Source organism: Schaalia sp., from assembly GCF_050312375.1.
Classification (GTDB): Bacteria; Actinomycetota; Actinomycetes; order Actinomycetales; family Actinomycetaceae; genus Pauljensenia; species Pauljensenia hyovaginalis.
This window is the reverse complement of sequence record NZ_JBNOYB010000098.1, coordinates 1-16,945: the sequence shown is the minus strand read 5'-3', so window position 1 is coordinate 16,945 and position 16,945 is coordinate 1. Positions and strand designations below refer to the sequence as shown.

Annotated in this window: 13 protein-coding genes; 9 read left to right on the top strand and 4 right to left on the bottom strand. The window is 67.3% G+C overall.

Annotated features, from left to right (window positions below; translation table 11 throughout):
- From ACQY7V_RS07560 to ACQY7V_RS07550, 3 genes are all read right to left on the bottom strand, one after another.
- Window positions 1-1,002, bottom strand: a 1,002-nt coding sequence (locus tag ACQY7V_RS07560) for a DUF4428 domain-containing protein (RefSeq protein ID WP_428639622.1), incomplete at its 3' end; no start/stop codon positions are given.
- 63 nt (window positions 1,003-1,065) lie between these two features.
- Window positions 1,066-1,902 (bottom strand): TPM domain-containing protein, encoded by an 837-nt coding sequence (locus tag ACQY7V_RS07555; protein ID WP_303772905.1) that lies wholly within the window; start codon window positions 1,900-1,902, stop codon window positions 1,066-1,068.
- Window positions 1,903-1,928: 26 nt separating this feature from the next.
- The gene (locus tag ACQY7V_RS07550; RefSeq protein WP_303772904.1) at window positions 1,929-3,107 is read right to left on the bottom strand and encodes a TFIIB-type zinc ribbon-containing protein; all 1,179 of its coding nucleotides are present in this window, start codon (window positions 3,105-3,107) and stop codon (window positions 1,929-1,931) included.
- A 243-nt stretch (window positions 3,108-3,350) separates the two neighbouring features.
- On the opposite strand from ACQY7V_RS07550, the gene ACQY7V_RS07545 reads away from it, so the two are divergent.
- Window positions 3,351-4,910: an SPFH domain-containing protein gene (locus ACQY7V_RS07545; RefSeq protein WP_428639620.1), complete on the top strand. Its 1,560-nt coding sequence runs from the start codon at window positions 3,351-3,353 to the stop codon at window positions 4,908-4,910.
- A 323-nt stretch (window positions 4,911-5,233) separates the two neighbouring features.
- On the top strand, window positions 5,234-7,948 hold the full coding sequence (gene ppdK, locus ACQY7V_RS07540; RefSeq protein WP_303772902.1) for a pyruvate, phosphate dikinase: 2,715 nt from the start codon (window positions 5,234-5,236) through the stop codon (window positions 7,946-7,948).
- Between the two features lie 578 nt (window positions 7,949-8,526).
- On the opposite strand, the gene ACQY7V_RS07535 is transcribed toward ppdK, so the two are convergent.
- Complete coding sequence (locus ACQY7V_RS07535) at window positions 8,527-10,185, bottom strand: L-lactate permease (RefSeq protein ID WP_154475224.1); 1,659 nt, start codon at window positions 10,183-10,185, stop codon at window positions 8,527-8,529.
- A 215-nt stretch (window positions 10,186-10,400) separates the two neighbouring features.
- Here ACQY7V_RS07535 and ACQY7V_RS07530 point away from each other — a divergent pair, with 215 nt between their 5' ends.
- The 7 genes from ACQY7V_RS07530 (at window position 10,401) to ACQY7V_RS07500 (ending at window position 16,908) form a co-directional block, all read left to right on the top strand.
- A complete protein-coding gene (locus tag ACQY7V_RS07530; RefSeq protein WP_428639618.1) occupies window positions 10,401-10,814 on the top strand; it encodes a DUF4418 family protein in 414 nt (137 codons plus the stop codon).
- Entirely contained in the window at window positions 10,804-11,721 is a 918-nt protein-coding gene (locus tag ACQY7V_RS07525; RefSeq protein WP_428639616.1) for a DUF6273 domain-containing protein, read from the top strand. The genes ACQY7V_RS07530 and ACQY7V_RS07525 overlap by 11 nt, the downstream gene beginning before the upstream one ends.
- Window positions 11,718-12,899 carry an FtsX-like permease family protein gene (locus ACQY7V_RS07520; protein WP_154475222.1) on the top strand — a complete coding sequence of 394 codons (1,182 nt, stop codon included), beginning with the start codon at window positions 11,718-11,720 and terminating at the stop codon, window positions 12,897-12,899. Before ACQY7V_RS07525 ends, ACQY7V_RS07520 begins: the two co-directional genes overlap by 4 nt.
- Window positions 12,900-12,913: 14 nt before the next feature.
- Window positions 12,914-14,119: an ABC transporter permease gene (locus ACQY7V_RS07515; RefSeq protein WP_428639615.1), complete on the top strand. Its 1,206-nt coding sequence runs from the start codon at window positions 12,914-12,916 to the stop codon at window positions 14,117-14,119.
- Window position 14,120: 1 nt separating this feature from the next.
- Window positions 14,121-14,789 carry an ABC transporter ATP-binding protein gene (locus tag ACQY7V_RS07510; protein WP_320836058.1) on the top strand — a complete coding sequence of 223 codons (669 nt, stop codon included), beginning with the start codon at window positions 14,121-14,123 and terminating at the stop codon, window positions 14,787-14,789.
- A gap of 202 nt (window positions 14,790-14,991) precedes the next feature.
- The gene (locus ACQY7V_RS07505; protein ID WP_320836057.1) at window positions 14,992-16,245 is read left to right on the top strand and encodes an FTR1 family protein; all 1,254 of its coding nucleotides are present in this window, start codon (window positions 14,992-14,994) and stop codon (window positions 16,243-16,245) included.
- A 39-nt stretch (window positions 16,246-16,284) separates the two neighbouring features.
- Window positions 16,285-16,908: an iron transporter gene (locus tag ACQY7V_RS07500; protein ID WP_154475219.1), complete on the top strand. Its 624-nt coding sequence runs from the start codon at window positions 16,285-16,287 to the stop codon at window positions 16,906-16,908.
- The last annotated feature ends 37 nt before the right edge of the window (window positions 16,909-16,945 follow it).

Genomic DNA, 16,945 nt, shown 5'->3' with positions numbered 1-16,945 from the left:
CAACTCCCCGGGCTGGGTGAAGCCGGGCTGCTGGGGGTACGCCCCGGGCTGGGTGAAGCCGGGCTGCTGGGGGTACGCCCCGGGCTGGGTGAAGCCGGGCTGCTGGGGGTACGCCCCGGGCTGGGTGAAGCCGGGCTGCTGGGGGTACGCCCCGGGCTGGGTGAAGCCCGGTTGCTGGGGGAAGGCGTTCGGCTGCTGAACGAAACCCGGCTGGCCGAAAGCGGGCTGAGCGAAACCGGCCTGCGGCGCGGGCATCCCCTTCAAGCGCTGAACGAGACCCACAACCTCCGCGCACTGCTGGAACACCTGCATCGCCATCGTCGGCTTACCGTCGACGCTCATCGAGTTCCACGTCACCTGCTGGACGTAAGGATCGTTCATGGTGAACTTCAGGACGAAGGAGCGGACCTCCCTGGGGAAACCGTGCATATCCCGCGAGTCCGTGCCGATCTCCACCGCACCCGTCATCCCGGAGGACATGACGAGGTTCTGAAGGGCAACCGCATCGAAACTCCCCTGGCCCAAGCCCATGGACTGCGCAATCGCGCTGCCCGCGAACCCCTGAGCGGTCTGCGCCGTTCCCGGAGTCCGATCGAAACGGTCGGGGACCCCGTCGTCATCCGCATCCTCCTGGAACACGTCGAAAGCGGGGACGATCTTCACGCTCATCAAGGAGTTCAGGCCGAAAACAGTCGGATTCCCCTCGGTCCAGTCCTTCCCGAAGGCGAATACGAAAGCCCCCTGCCGCGAGTCGACCCTGAACAGCTGATCGGGTCCCGCCGACATGTCGGGGACGAAGGACGAGTAGATCGCCCTATTCGCCTCGCGGGCCTGGAGATGAGCATTCACATCCGAGATCGTCCTGGCCGACCAGCCGCTCGAGAAGCCCGACAGCTTCTTCTTGCACTTCGAGCACAGGAAGCCCTCGGAGAGCTTGAGCTTCGTCAGCATCCCCGCCTTCTCGCCGCACAGTTCGCACATCTTCGCATCGAAGAGTCCCATGATCGTCTCCCGTCATCGTGTCGTATCAGGTTGAGCCGTCCGCCCTCGTCCATCCGGGCGCGTTCAGAACTTGCCGCCGCCACCGCCGTGCGTGGCTCCGGAGGAGGAGGTATGGGTCGAGGACCCCGAACTGCTCTCCGAACTGCTCTCCGGCCTCGCCGTCCGGGTGGTATTCGTCGTGATGAACACGTCCGAACCGCCGATGATCTGAAGGGCATCGGAACGCACGTACGAGGAGGCCGCGGGTTCGAGGCCCTCGTTCTTCATCTTCGAGACGAAGAGGCTCCGCACGAGTCCGCGCCCCGCCCCGAAGCCGCCCAGGACCCCGACGGCGAGCGCTCCGCCCCACTGGGTGAGCCGATCCTTCCAAGTCTTCGGGGCGCTCGTGATCGGCGCGCCCTTCCGGGCGGCCTCCATGTAGCGCTCCGTCTGCGCGACGTAGGTGCGGGCCGCCTGCTCCCACTCGTCATCGCCCAGGGGCTCGGTGAGGATCTCGCCGAGGGCCTTGATGCCCTTGTCCGTGAAAGTGGGGATCGATTCGCCGCGCGTCGAGATCCACCAGTCCCGGGTCGAGGGCGAAACGAGGAGGAGGACGCCCGAGCGCTCTGCCCCCAGACCGTAACCCTCGTAATCGAAGTAGTCGTCGGCGACGGCCATGGGGCTCTCGCCCTCATTGAGATTCCGGTAGAGGATGACGACGTCCTGACCGTAGGTCTTCGAGATCCGCGCGATCTCGGCCTCGAGCTCGGCCTCGGTCGCATCCGAGATGAAGTCGACCTCGTCGACCACGTGACGGGTCGAAGCCTTCGCGCCGAGCGGCGCGGCCAGAAGGAGGCAGAAGGCGACGAAGACCAGTGCTGCAAGGCGCGCGGTCCGATGCGCCTCGGTTGGAGAGCTCATTGTGGGATTCATGATGGGCACCTTTCTCACAGGTCCAACCAGCCCAGGACCAACCAGGCGATGGCGCCGAAGACGATGAAGAAGAAGGCCGCGAACGCCACCTGGAGGGCCCTCAACTTCCCCTGGCTGATCGGGAAGGAACCCACCACCTCGCCCGTCTGGCCGTTGATCGCGAAGGGGTAGGTCTTCCCGTTGTAGGCGATGACGATCAGCCACACGGGCAGAAGGGCGTACCAGATCGCCGAATGCTCACTGCTCAGCATCGCCGATCTCTGCCGCACGGAGCTGTAGCCCGTGACCGAAGCGCTCACGAGCGAGGAGACGGTCGCCTTGACGCGTTCGTCGGCGCGCGCGATCGTCGCCCGGGCTTCGATGTCGTAGGCGGTCGCCGCATACCCCGACAGGTACGGGGTGGCGAAGGGCTTCGACTCCTCCAGGGAGAAGGGCTCGACGCCCTCGGAGCGCTTCGGGCCGAGTTTCGTCGTGGCGCAGACCGGGATACCGGTGAAGGCGGCGCTCACCTCCCGCGTCACCTCGTAGATGTCCGTCTCGGTGTAGTCGTATTCGTTATCGGACCAGGTGCGGGTGTTCTCGGCGGTGTAGACGATCGTTCCCGAGGTCGTGCCGTCGTGATACCAGTACGGGATGTAGGCGCCGGTCGCCTCCTCGAGGGTGTGCCTGTCCCTGAATTCCTTCGGGAGCAGGAACTTCCCGCGCGTCGCCTTCTTGAAGGAGTCGAGCATGCCCGCCTTGTCGATGGCGAAGGGGATGATGAAGTCCGGGATGCGCGTATTGCGGATGCGCTCGGAGGCGACGAAGGTGTTGTTGCAGAAGCCGCAGCGCGTGGAGATGGTCGTCGGATCGGCGACGATCTCGGCTCCGCAGGAATTGCAGACGAGCGTCTGCATCTGCGGGATCTCGCCCCGGTCGACGTACGCGGGCGTCGATTCGCGCCACGCGTTGCCGGCCTCGCGGCTGCCCGGAGCGGGGGCGTCGGGCGCCGCATCGGTCCCCCGGGCCATCCCCGGCATTCCCTGCCCGGCTGCTCCGGCGCCCGGAGCGGGGGCCGAGGGCGCCGCGTTGAAACGCTCGACCGTTTCGACCTCGTGGCGCGAACCGCAGAAGGCGCACACCATACGGCCGCTCGTCGGATCGAATTCGATCGGCGCCGAGCACGATGGGCACTTGTACTGGATGTCGCTCATGCCTCGTTCCTCCCGATTCTCGCAAGGGGCCGCGTCTTCGCACCCGCCTCGGACATCCCCGTATGCAATCGCCACGCTATCGGCGGGCGCCGTGGCGGCGAAGACCCCAAGAGGTGGGAGGCGCACCGATGGATCACCCTTTTGGCAGTGTCGAAAGGGCGCCCGCTTTGCGACGATGAATCAGGCTCGCGGGCGATGGGCTCGCGGGCGGGGATCTGAAGCTCAACATGGAAGGTCGCGGTCATGGGACTCATCCAGGCAGCCGGAGCCGCCATCGGCGGGAATCTCGGCGATCAGTATCTCGACGCTTTCGAGGCCGTCGGTATGGGGGAGGGGATCGTCTTCACCAAGGGCGCGAAGCTTCGCGCAGACGATCGCCGGAACACGAACCGCAGGGGCACCGACGACGTCGTGACGAACGGTTCGGTCATCCACGTCTACGACAATCAGGCGATGATCCTCACCGACGGCGGCAGGATCTCCGACTTCTCGGCCCAGCCCGGCGTGTACAGCGTCAACCACGCGGGCCTGCCGACGATCTTCTCGGGCGACCTCAAGGGGACGCTCATGGATTCGTGGGAGCGCTTCAAGTTCGGGGGCGGAACCCCCCAGAAGCAGCAGATCTTCTACGTCAACCTCCAGGAGATCAAGGGCATCAAGTTCGGCACGCCGAACGCCCTCAACTACTTCGACACCTTCTACAACGCCGAACTCTTCCTGCGCTGCCACGGCACCTTCTCGATCCGCATCGCCGACCCGATCCTGTTCTACCAGCAGGCGATCCCCAGGGACGCGATCCGCGTGCACATCGACGACATCAAAGAGCAGTACATGTCGGAGTTCCTCGAAGCGCTCCAGACCTCGATCAATCAGATGAGCGTCGACGGGATCCGCATTTCCCAGGTCGCCTCGAAGATGCGCGAGCTCTCGAAGTACATGCGCGACACCCTCGACGACGACTGGCTCCTCGGCCGCGGCATGGAGATCCAGTCGGTCGGCATCGCCTCGATCTCCTACGACGACGAGTCCCGCAAGCTCATCGATATGCGCAACCAGGGCGCGATGCTCTCCGACCCCTCGGTCCGCGAGGGCTACGTCCAGGGGGCGGTCGCCCGCGGCATGGAGGCCGCCGGTTCGAACGAGGCCGGGGCCGGAATCGCCTTCATGGGCATGGGAATGGGCATGCAGGCGGGCGGCGGCTTCATGCAGGCCGCTTCGCAGTCGAACCAGCAGCAGATGCAACAGCAGCAGTGGCAGCAACAGCAGCAGATGCCCTCGCAGGGCCAAATGCCGCCGCAGGGGTGGGGCCAGCCCCAGCAGATGCCGCCCCAAGGCTGGGGGCAGGCGCAGCCCGCGTGGGGTCAGCCGCAGCAGATGCCCGCGCAGGGACAGATGCCGCCGCAGGGGTGGGGCCAGGCGCAGCAGATGCCGCCGCATGGTTGGGGGCAAGCGCAGCAGCAGGTTCCTCCGCAGGGTTGGGGTCAGCCGCAGCAGATGCCCGCGCAGGGGCAGATGCCGTCTCAGGGGTGGGGCCAGGCGCAGCCCGCGTGGGGTCAGCCCCAGCAGCAGGCGCCCGTGCAGGGGCAGATGCCGGTCGACCAATCGCAGCTCCCGGGGCAGGCGCCCCAGGCCGGGGCGCCCGGCCAGCAGATGCCTCAGCCCGGCCAGCAGATGCCTCAACCGGGTGGACAGGAATCGGCCTCCGAGGCCCAGCAGGTCTGGGGGCAGGCGGCGCCCGGGGCTGCCCAGCTTCCCCCCGAGAACCTTCCTCCCGTCGAGGGAACCTCCGAGGAGCGGCCCTAGACGAAGGCCCCTTGAGGAGCGGCGCATCCCGGATTCGGGGTGCGCCGTCCCCGTGCATGGGCGGTTTGAGCCCGTGCGCGCACCGAGGAGCGCCGGGATCGTGCGCGTATCGCGGCTCGCATCGGAGGGCGTCGAGCGGGACCGTTCATCGCATCGCATCGCATCGCACCGCACCGCTGTGCGGGGAGACGACTCTCCTCTCGTAACAAATGCAAAAATGCAGATTGACAATTTTTTGGTGACTTAGGTCCCTTTCTTGCTATCCTTCGGCTAGCGGCCCGATGGAGGGCCGACTCACGAGATTACGGAAGTTGAGGGCCTCGATGGTCAAGTACGTGTACGACTTCTCCGAGGGCGACAAGTCCATGAAGGACTTGCTCGGAGGCAAGGGAGCGAACCTCGCCGAGATGACGAAGCTCGGCCTTCCCGTTCCCCCCGGATTCACCATCACGACCGAGGCGTGCCGCGCCTACCTCAAGGATTCGGTCGTTCCGGAATCCCTCGCAACCGAGGTCACCACGGCGCTGCGCCGCGTTGAAGACATGATGGAGCGCCACCTCGGCGACCCCTACAACCCCCTCCTCGTCTCGGTGCGCTCGGGCGCGAAGTTCTCGATGCCGGGCATGATGGAGACGGTCCTCAACATCGGCCTCAACGACCAGTCGGTTCTCGGCCTCGCGAAGATCTCGGGCAATGAGCGCTTCGCCTGGGACTCCTACCGCCGACTCATCCAGATGTTCGGCAAGACCGTCCTCGACATCGAGGGCGATCTCTTCTCCGACGCCCTCGACTCCCTCAAGGCCGAACGCGGCGTCAAGGGCGACACTGAGCTCACCGCCGAGGACCTCAAGGGCCTCGTCGTGACCTTCAAGAAGATCGTCGCCGAGCAGAAGGGCATGGACTTCCCGCAGGATCCTCGCGCCCAGATGGACATGGCGATCGAGGCGGTCTTCCGCTCGTGGAACACTGAGCGCGCCCGCATCTACCGCCGTCGTGAGCGCATCCCCCACGACCTCGGCACCGCCGTCAACATCTGCACCATGGTCTTCGGCAACATGGGCGAGGGCTCGGGCACGGGCGTCTGCTTCACCCGCGACCCCTCTTCGGGCCACTCCGGCGTCTACGGCGACTACCTCGAGAACGCCCAGGGCGAGGACGTCGTCGCCGGTATTCGCAACACCCTCTCGCTCGCCGACCTCGAGAACATCGACAAGGCCTCCTACGACAAGCTGCGCGGCATCATGCGCAAGCTCGAGACGCACTACCGCGACATGTGCGACATCGAATTCACCATCGAGCGCGGCAAGCTCTGGATGCTCCAGACCCGCGTCGGCAAGCGCACCGCCGCCGCCGCATTCCGCATCGCGACCCAGCTGGTCGAGGAGAAGCTCATCACGCGCGACGAGGCCCTCACCCGCGTCACCGGCGATCAGCTCACCCAGCTCATGTTCCCCCAGTTCGACGCCAAGGCCGAGAAGGAACTCGTCGCGCGCGGCATGGCCGCCTCCCCGGGCGCGGCCGTCGGCAAGATCGCCTTCGACAACGCTCAGGCCGAGGCCTTCGTCGCCGAGGGCGTGAAGTGCGTCCTCGTCCGTCGTGAGACGAACCCGGATGACCTTCCCGGCATGGTCGCCGCCGAGGGCGTTCTCACGGCGCGCGGCGGCAAGACCTCCCACGCCGCGGTCGTCGCCCGCGGCATGGGCAAGACCTGCGTCTGCGGTGCTGAGGCCCTGGAGATCGACGCCGAAGCCCGCACGCTGGTGATCGGCGACCGCGTCCTCTCCTCCGATGACATCATCGCGATCGACGGCCAGACCGGCGAGATCTTCATCGGAGACGTCCCCGTCACCGACTCGCCCGTCACCACCTACCTGTCGCACGGCCTCGAAGCCGGTCTCATCGCTGCCGGATCCGACGAGGGCACTCAGGAGCTCGTCAAGGCCGTCGACAAGATCCTCACGCACGCCGACAAGGTCCGCAGGCTTCGCGTTCGCGCGAACGCCGACACGCCGACCGACTCGCGCCGCTCCATCGAGTTCGGCGCCGAGGGCATCGGCCTGTGCCGCACCGAGCACATGTTCCTCGGTTCGCGCCGCCCGCTCGTCGAGCGCGCGATCCTCTCCGAGCCCGACTCGGAGGAGCGCCGCGCCGCCTTCGGCGAGCTCGAGAAGCTGCAGAAGCAGGACTTCCTCGAGATGCTGGAGGTCATGGACGGCAAGTCGATGACCGTGCGCCTCATCGACCCGCCGCTCCACGAGTTCCTCCCGGCGCTCGCCGAGCTCGAGGTGAAGGTCGCCGTCGCGAAGGCCACCGGCGGGGCGGATCCTGCGGATGAGCGCATGCTCGCCGAGGTCCGTCGCTTCCACGAGCAGAACCCGATGCTCGGTCTGCGCGGCGTTCGTCTGGGCATCTACCTGCCGGGCCTCTTCGCCCTGCAGATGCGCGCCCTGTGCGAGGCCGCCGCTGAGCTCGTCGCGCGCGGCCTGGACCCGAAGCCGGAGATCATGGTCCCCCTCGTCGGCTCCGTCCGCGAGCTCCAGCTCATCCGTGAAGAGGGCGAGGCGATCATCGCCGAGGTCGCAGCGGATCAGGGCGTCGATCTGTCCGGTGTCACCATCGGCGCGATGATCGAGCTCCCGCGCGCCGCGATGACTGCGGAGGATCTTGCGGAGGAGGCCGACTTCTTCTCCTTCGGCACGAATGACCTCACCCAGACCGTCTGGGGCTTCTCGCGTGACGATGTTGAAGGCGTCTTCTTCCCCGAGTACATCGAGGCGGGCATCTTCGGCGTCTCGCCCTTCGAGTCGATCGACGTCCACGGCGTCGGCACCCTGGTCAAGGAGGGCGTGACTCGTGCGCGTTCGACGAAGCCCGGCATCAAGCTCGGCGTCTGCGGCGAGCACGGAGGCGATCCCTCGTCGATCCACTTCTTCCACGAGGTGGGCCTCGATTACGTGTCCTGCTCGCCCTTCCGCGTGCCGGTGGCGCGTCTCGAGGCCGGTCGCGCCTCGGTGCTGGCCGATTCTCCGGAGGCCTGATCGTGATGTGATCGGGCGGCTCTGAAGCCGTATTACGCGGGTGCGCCCCGGGCCAAGGCCCGGGGCACACCCGTTTGTCGTCGAGTCCCCGTAGACGCGAGCGCTTCTTGAGGGCGAGCCTCGCGTGGGCGAACAGCGCGTGAGGGCGTCGAGGGCGATCTTCCGCATGGTGCAACCCTGCGTGAGCGTGAACCCGCTTGAGCGAGCACCGCCTGAGCGCGAGAGTATCCCCCAAAGGTGCCCGACAAGCCCTCAGCGAAGCGTCACGCCCCTTCTTGGGCACCTCCGGGGTCAAGCAACGGAGGCACACGGCATCGAAACCCCCTCCCCGCCGAGGTCATCACCTTTATTCGCCGAGGTCATCACCTTTCTGCGTCGAAGTCATGCAACATTACTCACCGACAAAGGTGATGCACTCACCGCTTGAACTCACCATGCTCTCGGCGCGCCAACGTGATGCTTTCGGTGCGCCAAGGTGATGATCTCGGCGCATCAACGTGATGCTTTCGGTGCGTGAAAGTGATGCTTTCGGTGCGTGAAAGTGATGCTTTCGCGGGGCGGGTGGGGGAGCGGGAGGCTCAGCTTGCGATGAGGAAGCCGAGCACTCCGACGGAGGCGAGCGTCGTGAGGATCGACAGGAGGAGCACGAGGCCGATCGAATAGGGGGCGGCGCGACGCAGGAGCTCGGGCTCGAGGCCCTCTTGCTTCACCGCGGTCGCCGCGATGGCGAGGTTCTGCGGGCTCACGATCTTGCCGATGCCGCCGCCGATCTCATTGACCGAGAGGAGGAGCTGCGGGCTGAGGCCGGTCTGGGCGGCGACCGTGGAATGGAGCGAGGCGAAAAGCGCTCCCGCGGAGGTCGCCGAACCCGTGACCGCGGTGCCGATCCATCCGAGAATGGGCGCGAAGAAGGCGAAGGCGGTGCCGGTCGCGGCCAGCGCGGTGCCGATGGCGACGGTCTGCCCGGAGAAATTCATCGTGTAGGCGAGCGCCATGACCGTCGTGATCGTGAGGATCGCCATGCGCAGTCCGATCACCGTGCTTCCGAGGGTCGCAATGCCCTTGGACACGCTGAAGGGGAAGCGGCCGCCGGAGGAATTCAGAGCATAGACGATCGTCACGACGAGGGACGCGAGGACGAGCATCGTACCGGGCGAGGCGAGGGTCGAGATCGACAGGACCGTGTCGCCCGAGGTCTCGCCCGCCGGGGTGAGGAGCCGGCCGTCGAGGCCGGGCCAGGGGATCTTGAGATCGGTGGCCTTGAGCGCGGCGGGCAGGTCGAAGCCGATCCGCCAGAGCTTCGCGGTCGCGAAGACGAGGACGACGAACCAGTAGGGCAGGAGCGCGAGAAGGACGCGTCCGGCGCCCAGCGACTCGCCCTGAGAGGTGGTGAGCTGGTCCTGCGGGGTCGAGGGTGACCAGAACATGAGGAGGAGTGCGACGAGCGCGAAAGACAGGAGCGCGCCGACGACGGCCGTGAGTTCGTAGGAGACGAAATGCGCGGTGAGGAAGTGGCCCGCCGCCATGCCGGCGCCGGAGACGAGTCCGACGGGCCAGAGCTGCTTCACGGCCCGTTTGCCGTCGAGCATGGCGAGGAGGACCAGCGGGAGCCAGATGAGGAAGAGCGGGGTGATGCGCGCGCCGGTCGAGGTGAGGAGGGAGGTTTCGGCGCCGCCGAGTCGGGCGGTCGTGATCATCGGGATCGCCATCGCGCCGAAGGCGACGTGGATCGAGTTGGCGACCATCGTGACGAGCGCGGCCTTGAGCGGTTCGAGGCCGAGGGCGAAGAGCATCGCGCAGGTGATGGCGACGGGGGCGCCGAAGCCCGCGAGGCCCTCCATGAGAGCGCAGAAGGCGGTGGCGATGAGGAGCGCCTGGATGCGCAGGTCGCCCTTTCCGACGCGCGAGAAGATCGCCCGGACGTCATCGCCGCGCCCCGATGCCTCCGACAGGTTGTAGAGCCAGACGGCGGCGACGACGATGAAGCAGATGACGAGGAGGCCGAATGCCGCGCCCTGGGTCGCCGAAAGGAGGGCGAGTCCGAAGGGCATGCGGAAGCCGAGGGCCGCGATGAGGAGCGCGACGCCGAGGGATCCGAGGGCGCACCAGTGCGTCGGGATCTTGAAGACGCCGAGCATGACGAAGAAGACGAGCAGCGGGAGGAGGCCGAAAAGGGCGCTCAGCGGGAGAGAGCCGGCGACAGCGGTCACAGATGGAGTGAATGCACTGGTGAGCATGGGGTTCCTCGCGTCGTTGCGGATGAAGACGGCTCAGGATAATCCCATCGGGAGCTCCTGCGCCACAGAAAGGGGGACCTTCGGCGCATTTTCGTGATGGGTGCGGCCCGTTCTCCGTCCTGGGAGGCTGCGGATTGACAATTAGATAAGGATGGCCTTATCTATATTTGGTTCATCTTGCTGGTGGTGAACCTTCTCGAAAAGGAGCCCCTCTCGTGACGAAGAAAACGCTCATCCCCGCGCTAATTCCTGCGGCGCTCGGCCTGGCGCTCGCCCTCGGCGCCTCCACGGCCTTCTCCGCCTGCGATCGTCGCGAGGACGGGACGTGGATGCACTGCCACCAGTGCCAGAACTCGGTCGTCGTCGGCGCCGTCGGAGTCGCCGCCGTCTTCGGGGCGGGCGCCTTCGTCCGCAACAGGGCCATGCGGATCGCGATGCAGATCCTCGGCGTCCTCGCCTCGATCCTCCTCTTCTTCATCCCCGGCGGCCTGTGCCCCATGTGCATGATGCGCACGATGCGCTGCTACACGGTGTTCCAGCCCTTCACCCGAGTGATGAGCTCCCTCGTCGCCCTCTCCGGGCTCCTCGCCCTCGTCCCCTCCTTCAAGGCGAAGCGGATTGACTCCTGAAGACCGCGAATCGCCGGCCGATCCCCCTCGCCGCTCCCCGACTCCGGGGACGAGGGCGGGCAGGCTGGCGATCGTCATCGTCCTGATCCTCGTCTCGGTCGCAACGCTCCTCGTCGTCCGCGAGCATCGCAGGGGCGAAGAGTACCGGAACGCCCTGCGACTGGCGCAATCCGGTGACACCCGGAGCGCTTACTCGATCCTCAGCGGCCTCGGGGGATACTCCGACGCCTCCGAGCGCGCCCGGGAACTCCTCGAAGACGATCCCGCCCTGGCCCTGCGAAGCGCGGTGAAGGGCGACCTCGTCACCTTCGGCTCCTTCGAGCAGGACGGCGACCCCGCGAACGGTCCCGAGCCCCTTCGTTGGATCGTCCTCGACAGGATCGAAGGGCGCCTTCTCCTCCTCGCCCTCGACTCCATCGCCGCCCGCCCCTACCACCCCGTCCCCTTCCAGGAGGTCTCATGGGAGACGAGCGATCTGCGGGAATGGATGAACTCCGACTTCCTCGCCGCCGCCTTCACCGGCCCCCAGCGCGCGCTCCTCGTCCCGGGCGATGCCGCTGACGACGCGGGAGCGCGCCAGGAGGAGGCCCCTGACGAGAAGGCCCCGAGCGGGGATCTCGTCTTCGCCCTCAGCAGGACCGAGGCCGATGTCTACCTGAGCGATGACGTGGAACGCGAACTCACCGGAGCCGCCCGCATCGCCGAAGCCGCGAAGGACCCGGCCCTGCCCCTCGACGAGGACGGCCGCGCCGACTGGTGGCTGCGCTCCCGGGGCAACTACGGATTCACCGCTCAATTCGTCGACAGGAGCGGCGCGCCCTACGCGCCCGGCGCCAACGTCGACGCGGTGTACGCGGTCCGACCCGCATTGTGGCTGGATCCCCAGCGGGGAGGCGAAGAACGATGAGATCGGCCGCCTTCTTGCGAAGAGTGCCGCTCAAGAGCATTCTCGCCCGTCCCGGCAGGAGCGCCTTCCTCCTCTTCCTCGCCCTCCTTCAAGCCGCCTGCGCCCTCGTCGCCCTCCTCCTCGTCCAGGGGGTCGGGCACGAGCTGCTCCGCGCCGAGCAGCGCCTGGGCGCAGACGTCCTCGTCTACCCCTCAGCCGGCTTCCTCCAGCTCGACGGCGCTTGCGTGAACATGTTGGGAAGCCCCGTGCAGTACTACCGGGACCGCTCGGGCCTCGCCCTCCTTGCGCAGAACGACGAGATCGACGCGATCTCCCACCAGATCCACATCTCGGTGCCGAACCCCGGGGAAGAGGGGCCGAAATGGATCATCGGCTACGAACCCGAAACCGACTTCGTCATCACCCCCTGGCTGGAGGAGGGGGCCGATGCGGCCGGGGGAGTCATCCTCGGATCATCGGTGGGGGCTCCCGCTTCGAGCGGCCTCGAGCTCTTCGGGGAGGAGCTCCCGATCGCGGCCCGACTCGCCCGCACGGGCGGGGAGTACGACGACTCGGTGTTCGTGCCGCTCAGCATGCTCGACGGCCTCCTCGCGCGGGCCCCGCAATACGGGGCGGAGGGGATCGAGGGCCTCGACCCCCTCAAGGACTACTCGGTGGCGACCATCCGGGTCGGGGACAAGTCCAAGGTCGAATCCGTCGCGAACTGGATCAATCTCTACATCCGCAAGGTGACGGCCGTCCATTCCGAGACGCTCCTGGTCGACACGGCGGGCGCCCTCGGGGCGCATTCCGCGGGGATCGCCGTTCTGGGAGTCGCCGCCTGGCTCATCCTCCTCGCGGCCCTCGGCGCCGCGCAGTCGGTGATGCTGAACGAAAGGCGCGGGGAAGTGCACATATGGAGGGTCGTCGGGGCCCCGGAAGCGACCGTCAGGAGGATCATGCTCGCAGAACTCCTCGTTCTCCAGACGATCGGGAGCGGGGCGGGGATCCTCATCTCCTGGCTCCTCCTCGCCCGCATCAACGGCCCCGTCCGCGCAGAGGCGCTCAGCCCCTCCGCGATGCCGCTTCCGCTCCTCGGGGCCTTCGCAGCCTCGCTTCTCGTCGGCTGGGCGAGCGCGCGCTTCGCCCTGAGGAGGGCGATGCGCGCGGCGGACGCGCAAATGCTCCTCGCGATCTAGGAACAGGGGGAATCATGCTGACGATGTCGAGCCTGCCCGGGAGGAACCTGCGCGCCCACCCGGTGCGGACGGGCTCCCTCCTGCTCTTCGCCATGCTCATGGCGGTCGCGACCTTCGGGGGAGCGCTTCTCGTGCAGAGCCTGCGCCAGGGGCTCGAAACCGTCGAATCCCGCCTCGGCGCGGACATCCTCGTCACCCCCGCCGAGGCCGCTCGGGAGTTCGACGCCCAGAAGTTCCTCATCGAGGCCGAACCGGCCTACTTCTACATGGACGCCGCGGTCCGCGACGAGGTCGTGCGCGTCGAGGGCGTGGCGGCGGCCAGCCCGCAGCTCTTCCTCGCCTCTGCGAGGTCGAGCTGCTGCTCGGGCCGCTATCAGGTCATCGCCTTCGACCCCAAGACCGACTTCGTCATCCGCCCCTGGATCGCGGACGAGGGGGCGCCGATGATCGGCGCCATGGAGGTCGTCGTAGGGGCGAACGTCGCAGTCGCCGAGGGCGAGGAGTTCCGGATCTACGGCCAGCGGCTCAAGGTCGTCGGCCGCTTCGCGCCGACGGGCTCCACCCTGGACAACGCGGTCTACACGGACTTCGACACGGCCAGGGTCCTCACGGCCTCCTCCGTCGACAAGGGGCTGAACAAGTACGGGGAGGTCGACCCGGAGCAGGTGATCTCCTCGGTGATGGTCGACGTCGAAGAAGGGCAGGACATCGAGGAGGTCGCGGATCGGATCAGGCGCTCGACGCCCGGGGTGAGCGTCGCGACCGCGAAGGACATGGTCAAAGGGGTCGAGTCGACTCTCGCCTCGACCTCGCGCGCCATCGGCGCCTTCGTCGTCCTCGTGTGGGTGATCGCTCTGGTGATGACCCTCCTCCTCTTCTCCGCGATGATCAATGAGCGCTCGCGGGAGTTCGCGCTCTTGAAGACACTGGGGGCCGATAGGGCGGCGGTGTCGAGGGTGGTCGTGACCGAGGCGGTGCTGATCGGCCTGCTGGGGGCCGCGGCGGGGATCTGCCTGTCGGGGGGCGTGATCGTGGCCTTCCGCGCCCTGCTCGGCCAGTCCTTCGGGGCTGCGCTCGTGCTGCCCTCCGCGCCGCTCGTGGCGGTCTGGAGCCTGGTCTGCCTCGCCTCGGTGCTGGTCGCGGCTCTCGCCTCGGCATTGCTCGCGACCCGCCGCATCGCGCGGGCCGATTCGGGCCTCGTCTTGAAGGAAGGGGAATGAGATGGTCATGAGGGCTCAGGAGCTGAGGAAGGACTATCGGCGGGCCGGCAGGAGGGGAGAGCTCTTCACCGCCGTGCACCCCCTCGACCTCGAACTGGCCCCCTCGGAACTGGTGGTGGTCCGGGGGCGTTCGGGCAGCGGGAAGAGCACCCTGCTCGCGATGCTCGCCGGGATGCTCGTTCCGACTTCGGGCCGTGTCCTCCTCGGGGAGGAGGACCTGTACGCCCTCGATGAGCGATCCCTGTCGCGTCTGCGCAATGAGCGCATCGGCGTGATCCCCCAGGGCAACTCCGCCCTGCGCAGCCTGTCCGTCCTCGAGAACGTCATGCTCCCCTCGATCATCCGGGGCGGGGAGGCGGCGAGGGCGAGGGCGGAGGAGCTTCTCGATGAACTCGGCATCGCGCCGCTCGCGGATTCGGCGCCCACGGAGCTCTCCGGCGGGGAGCTGAGGCGCGCGGCGGTGGCCAGGGCGCTGCTCCTGGGGCCTGAAACGCTCCTGGCCGATGAGCCGACGGCGGGGCTCGACAGCGCGAATGCGCGGGTCGTCCTCGAGGCGATCCGCCGAGCGGCGGATGCGGGAGCGGCCGTCCTCCTCGTCTCGCACGAGGACGAGGCCCTGCCCTTCGCTGATCGCGTGCTCACGATGGAGGACGGTGCGCTGAGCGCCTGACGCGCGCCCTTCGGGGCGGGCGCCGTGAGCCGCGGACTGCACCGCCTGAGCCGCGCCAAGGGGGCGGTCAATTAACTTAGTTGCGCCTTACTAAAATGAGTATAAACTGTACGCGCGCGTTTCGGCCCGCTGATCGCGCCCATCATCCACAGCGGCATCGTGCGCCTTCCAGCCCGATGCCCCGCGCGAAGGAGAGAATGAAGTGAGAGGCAATGCCCGCCCGATCGCACGGACGACAAAGGGCGCCAGAGCCCTCCTGCTGCTCCTCGCCTCCCTCGCCCTCCTCCTCTTCCTCCCCTCGCCCGCGCGCGCCGAGGGCTCCGCATCGACCTGGGAAGAGGTCGCCGCCGAAATGGGGCAGATCCTCGACCAGGCCGAACAGGCCTATCTCTCCGGGGACGCCGAGGCCGGCAAAGACGGGGTCAACACCGCCTACTACCGGCGCTACGAGACCCTCGGCTTCGAGAAGCAGGTGATGGCGCGAATCTCGGGCGAGCGGGTATCGGCCGTCGAGATGGAGTTCTCCCTCATCAAGAAGGCGATGACCGATCACGACGACGCCGCGGTGGCCGAGCACACGCAGATCCTCAAGACCTACCTCAGCGAAGACGCGAAGGCCCTCGACGGGCCCTCGGAGGACACCTCGAGCGGCTCGCCCTGGCTCTCCGGCTTCCTCCCCTCCCTCCTCGTCATCCTCCGAGAGGGGATGGAGGCGATCCTCGTCGTCGCCGCGATCCTCGCCTACCTCGGCCGGGCCGGGCACAAGGACAAGAGCCCGATCGTGTGGGCGGGAGTCGCCCTCGCCCTCCTCGCCTCGGCCCTCCTCGCCGTGCTCTTCTCCACCTTCTCGCAGCTCGCCGGGGCGAACCAGGAGCTCCTCGAGGGCGTCGCGGCCCTCTTCGCCGTCGCCATGCTCATCTGGGTCTCGAACTGGATGATCAGCAAGTCCTCGAGCCAAGCCTGGGACCGCTACATCAAAGAGCAGACCGACGCCTCCCTGAGCAAGGGCTCCCTCTTCGGACTCGCCTTCATCGCCTTCCTCGCGGTCCTGCGCGAAGGAGCCGAAACGATCCTCTTCTACATCCCGGTCATCTCCAATGCGGACGAGGCCGTCGGATACGTCTGGATCGGCCTCGCGGTCGGAGCGGCGGTCCTCATCCTCGTCTACCTGCTCATCCAATTCGCGGCCCTGCGCATCCCCCTGCGCCCCTTCTTCACCGTCACCTCGCTCCTCCTGGCCCTCATGGCCTTCACCTTCACGGGCTCGGGGATCAAAGAACTTCAGGAAGCCGACGTCCTCCCGCTCACCCACCTGGACGGCTTCCCGACCATTGACCTCTTGGGGATCTACCCCAGAGTGGAGAACCTCGCCGGACAGGCCCTGGTTCTCGCCATCATCGTCGGCCTGTACTTCTGGGGATCGCGTCGTCAACGCCGCGACGCCCTCGCGAAGTGACGAACCGTCGATCCCGCACACCGACACGGAGAACGATTCATGAAGCGCTCATTCACGCGCGTCGGCGCCCTCGTCGGCGCCCTCGCCCTGATGGCGGGCCTCTCGGCCTGCTCCTCCTCCACATCCTCCAAACCCGCCGAATCGATGCAGTCCGCCCCGGCGGAGGCCGCAGCCCCCGGCGAGGACGCCGGATTCGACGAATTCCCCCTCGGCGATGACGTCTTCTCGGGCCCCCTGAAGATCTCGGGCGTCTACTTCCAGCCGGTCGACATGGACCCCCAGATCCAGACCCCGGCCTCGGAGGCCTCGATGCACATCGAGGCGGACATCTCCGCCGTCGAAGGCAATGACCTCGGCTACGGCGTCGGCGACTTCATCCCCGGACTCACCGTCGAGTACAAGATCCTCGGCGAGGACGGCAAAGCCGTCCTCGAAGGAACCTTCATGCCGATGAACGCCTCCGACGGCCCCCACTACGGCCTCAACCTCCCCAAGCTGGACGCCGGGACCTACACGGTCCAATTCATCGTCCACTCCCCGGAGGAGAACGGCTGGCTCCTCCACACCGATGAGACCACCGGTGTCAAGGGCCGCTTCTGGACCGAGCCGATCACGGCCGAATTCACGAACTGGAAATGGGATCCCAGCGCCGTCGAGTGGTGAGACGAAGCGCGGGCCGGAGCAGCCTCCGGCCCAGAGA

What these genes read in the sequence shown, in the direction of transcription:
- ACQY7V_RS07555 (WP_303772905.1), bottom strand. Translation starts at nt 1,902, where the DNA reads ATGAGCTCTCCAACCGAGGCGCATCGGACCGCGCGCCTTGCAGCACTG.
- ACQY7V_RS07550 (WP_303772904.1), bottom strand. Translation starts at nt 3,107, where the DNA reads ATGAGCGACATCCAGTACAAGTGCCCATCGTGCTCGGCGCCGATCGAA.
- ACQY7V_RS07545 (WP_428639620.1), top strand. Translation starts at nt 3,351, where the DNA reads ATGGGACTCATCCAGGCAGCCGGAGCCGCCATCGGCGGGAATCTCGGC.
- ppdK (WP_303772902.1), top strand. Translation starts at nt 5,234, where the DNA reads ATGGTCAAGTACGTGTACGACTTCTCCGAGGGCGACAAGTCCATGAAG.
- ACQY7V_RS07535 (WP_154475224.1), bottom strand. Translation starts at nt 10,185, where the DNA reads ATGCTCACCAGTGCATTCACTCCATCTGTGACCGCTGTCGCCGGCTCT.
- ACQY7V_RS07520 (WP_154475222.1), top strand. Translation starts at nt 11,718, where the DNA reads ATGAGATCGGCCGCCTTCTTGCGAAGAGTGCCGCTCAAGAGCATTCTC.
- ACQY7V_RS07515 (WP_428639615.1), top strand. Translation starts at nt 12,914, where the DNA reads ATGCTGACGATGTCGAGCCTGCCCGGGAGGAACCTGCGCGCCCACCCG.
- ACQY7V_RS07510 (WP_320836058.1), top strand. Translation starts at nt 14,121, where the DNA reads ATGGTCATGAGGGCTCAGGAGCTGAGGAAGGACTATCGGCGGGCCGGC.
- ACQY7V_RS07500 (WP_154475219.1), top strand. Translation starts at nt 16,285, where the DNA reads ATGAAGCGCTCATTCACGCGCGTCGGCGCCCTCGTCGGCGCCCTCGCC.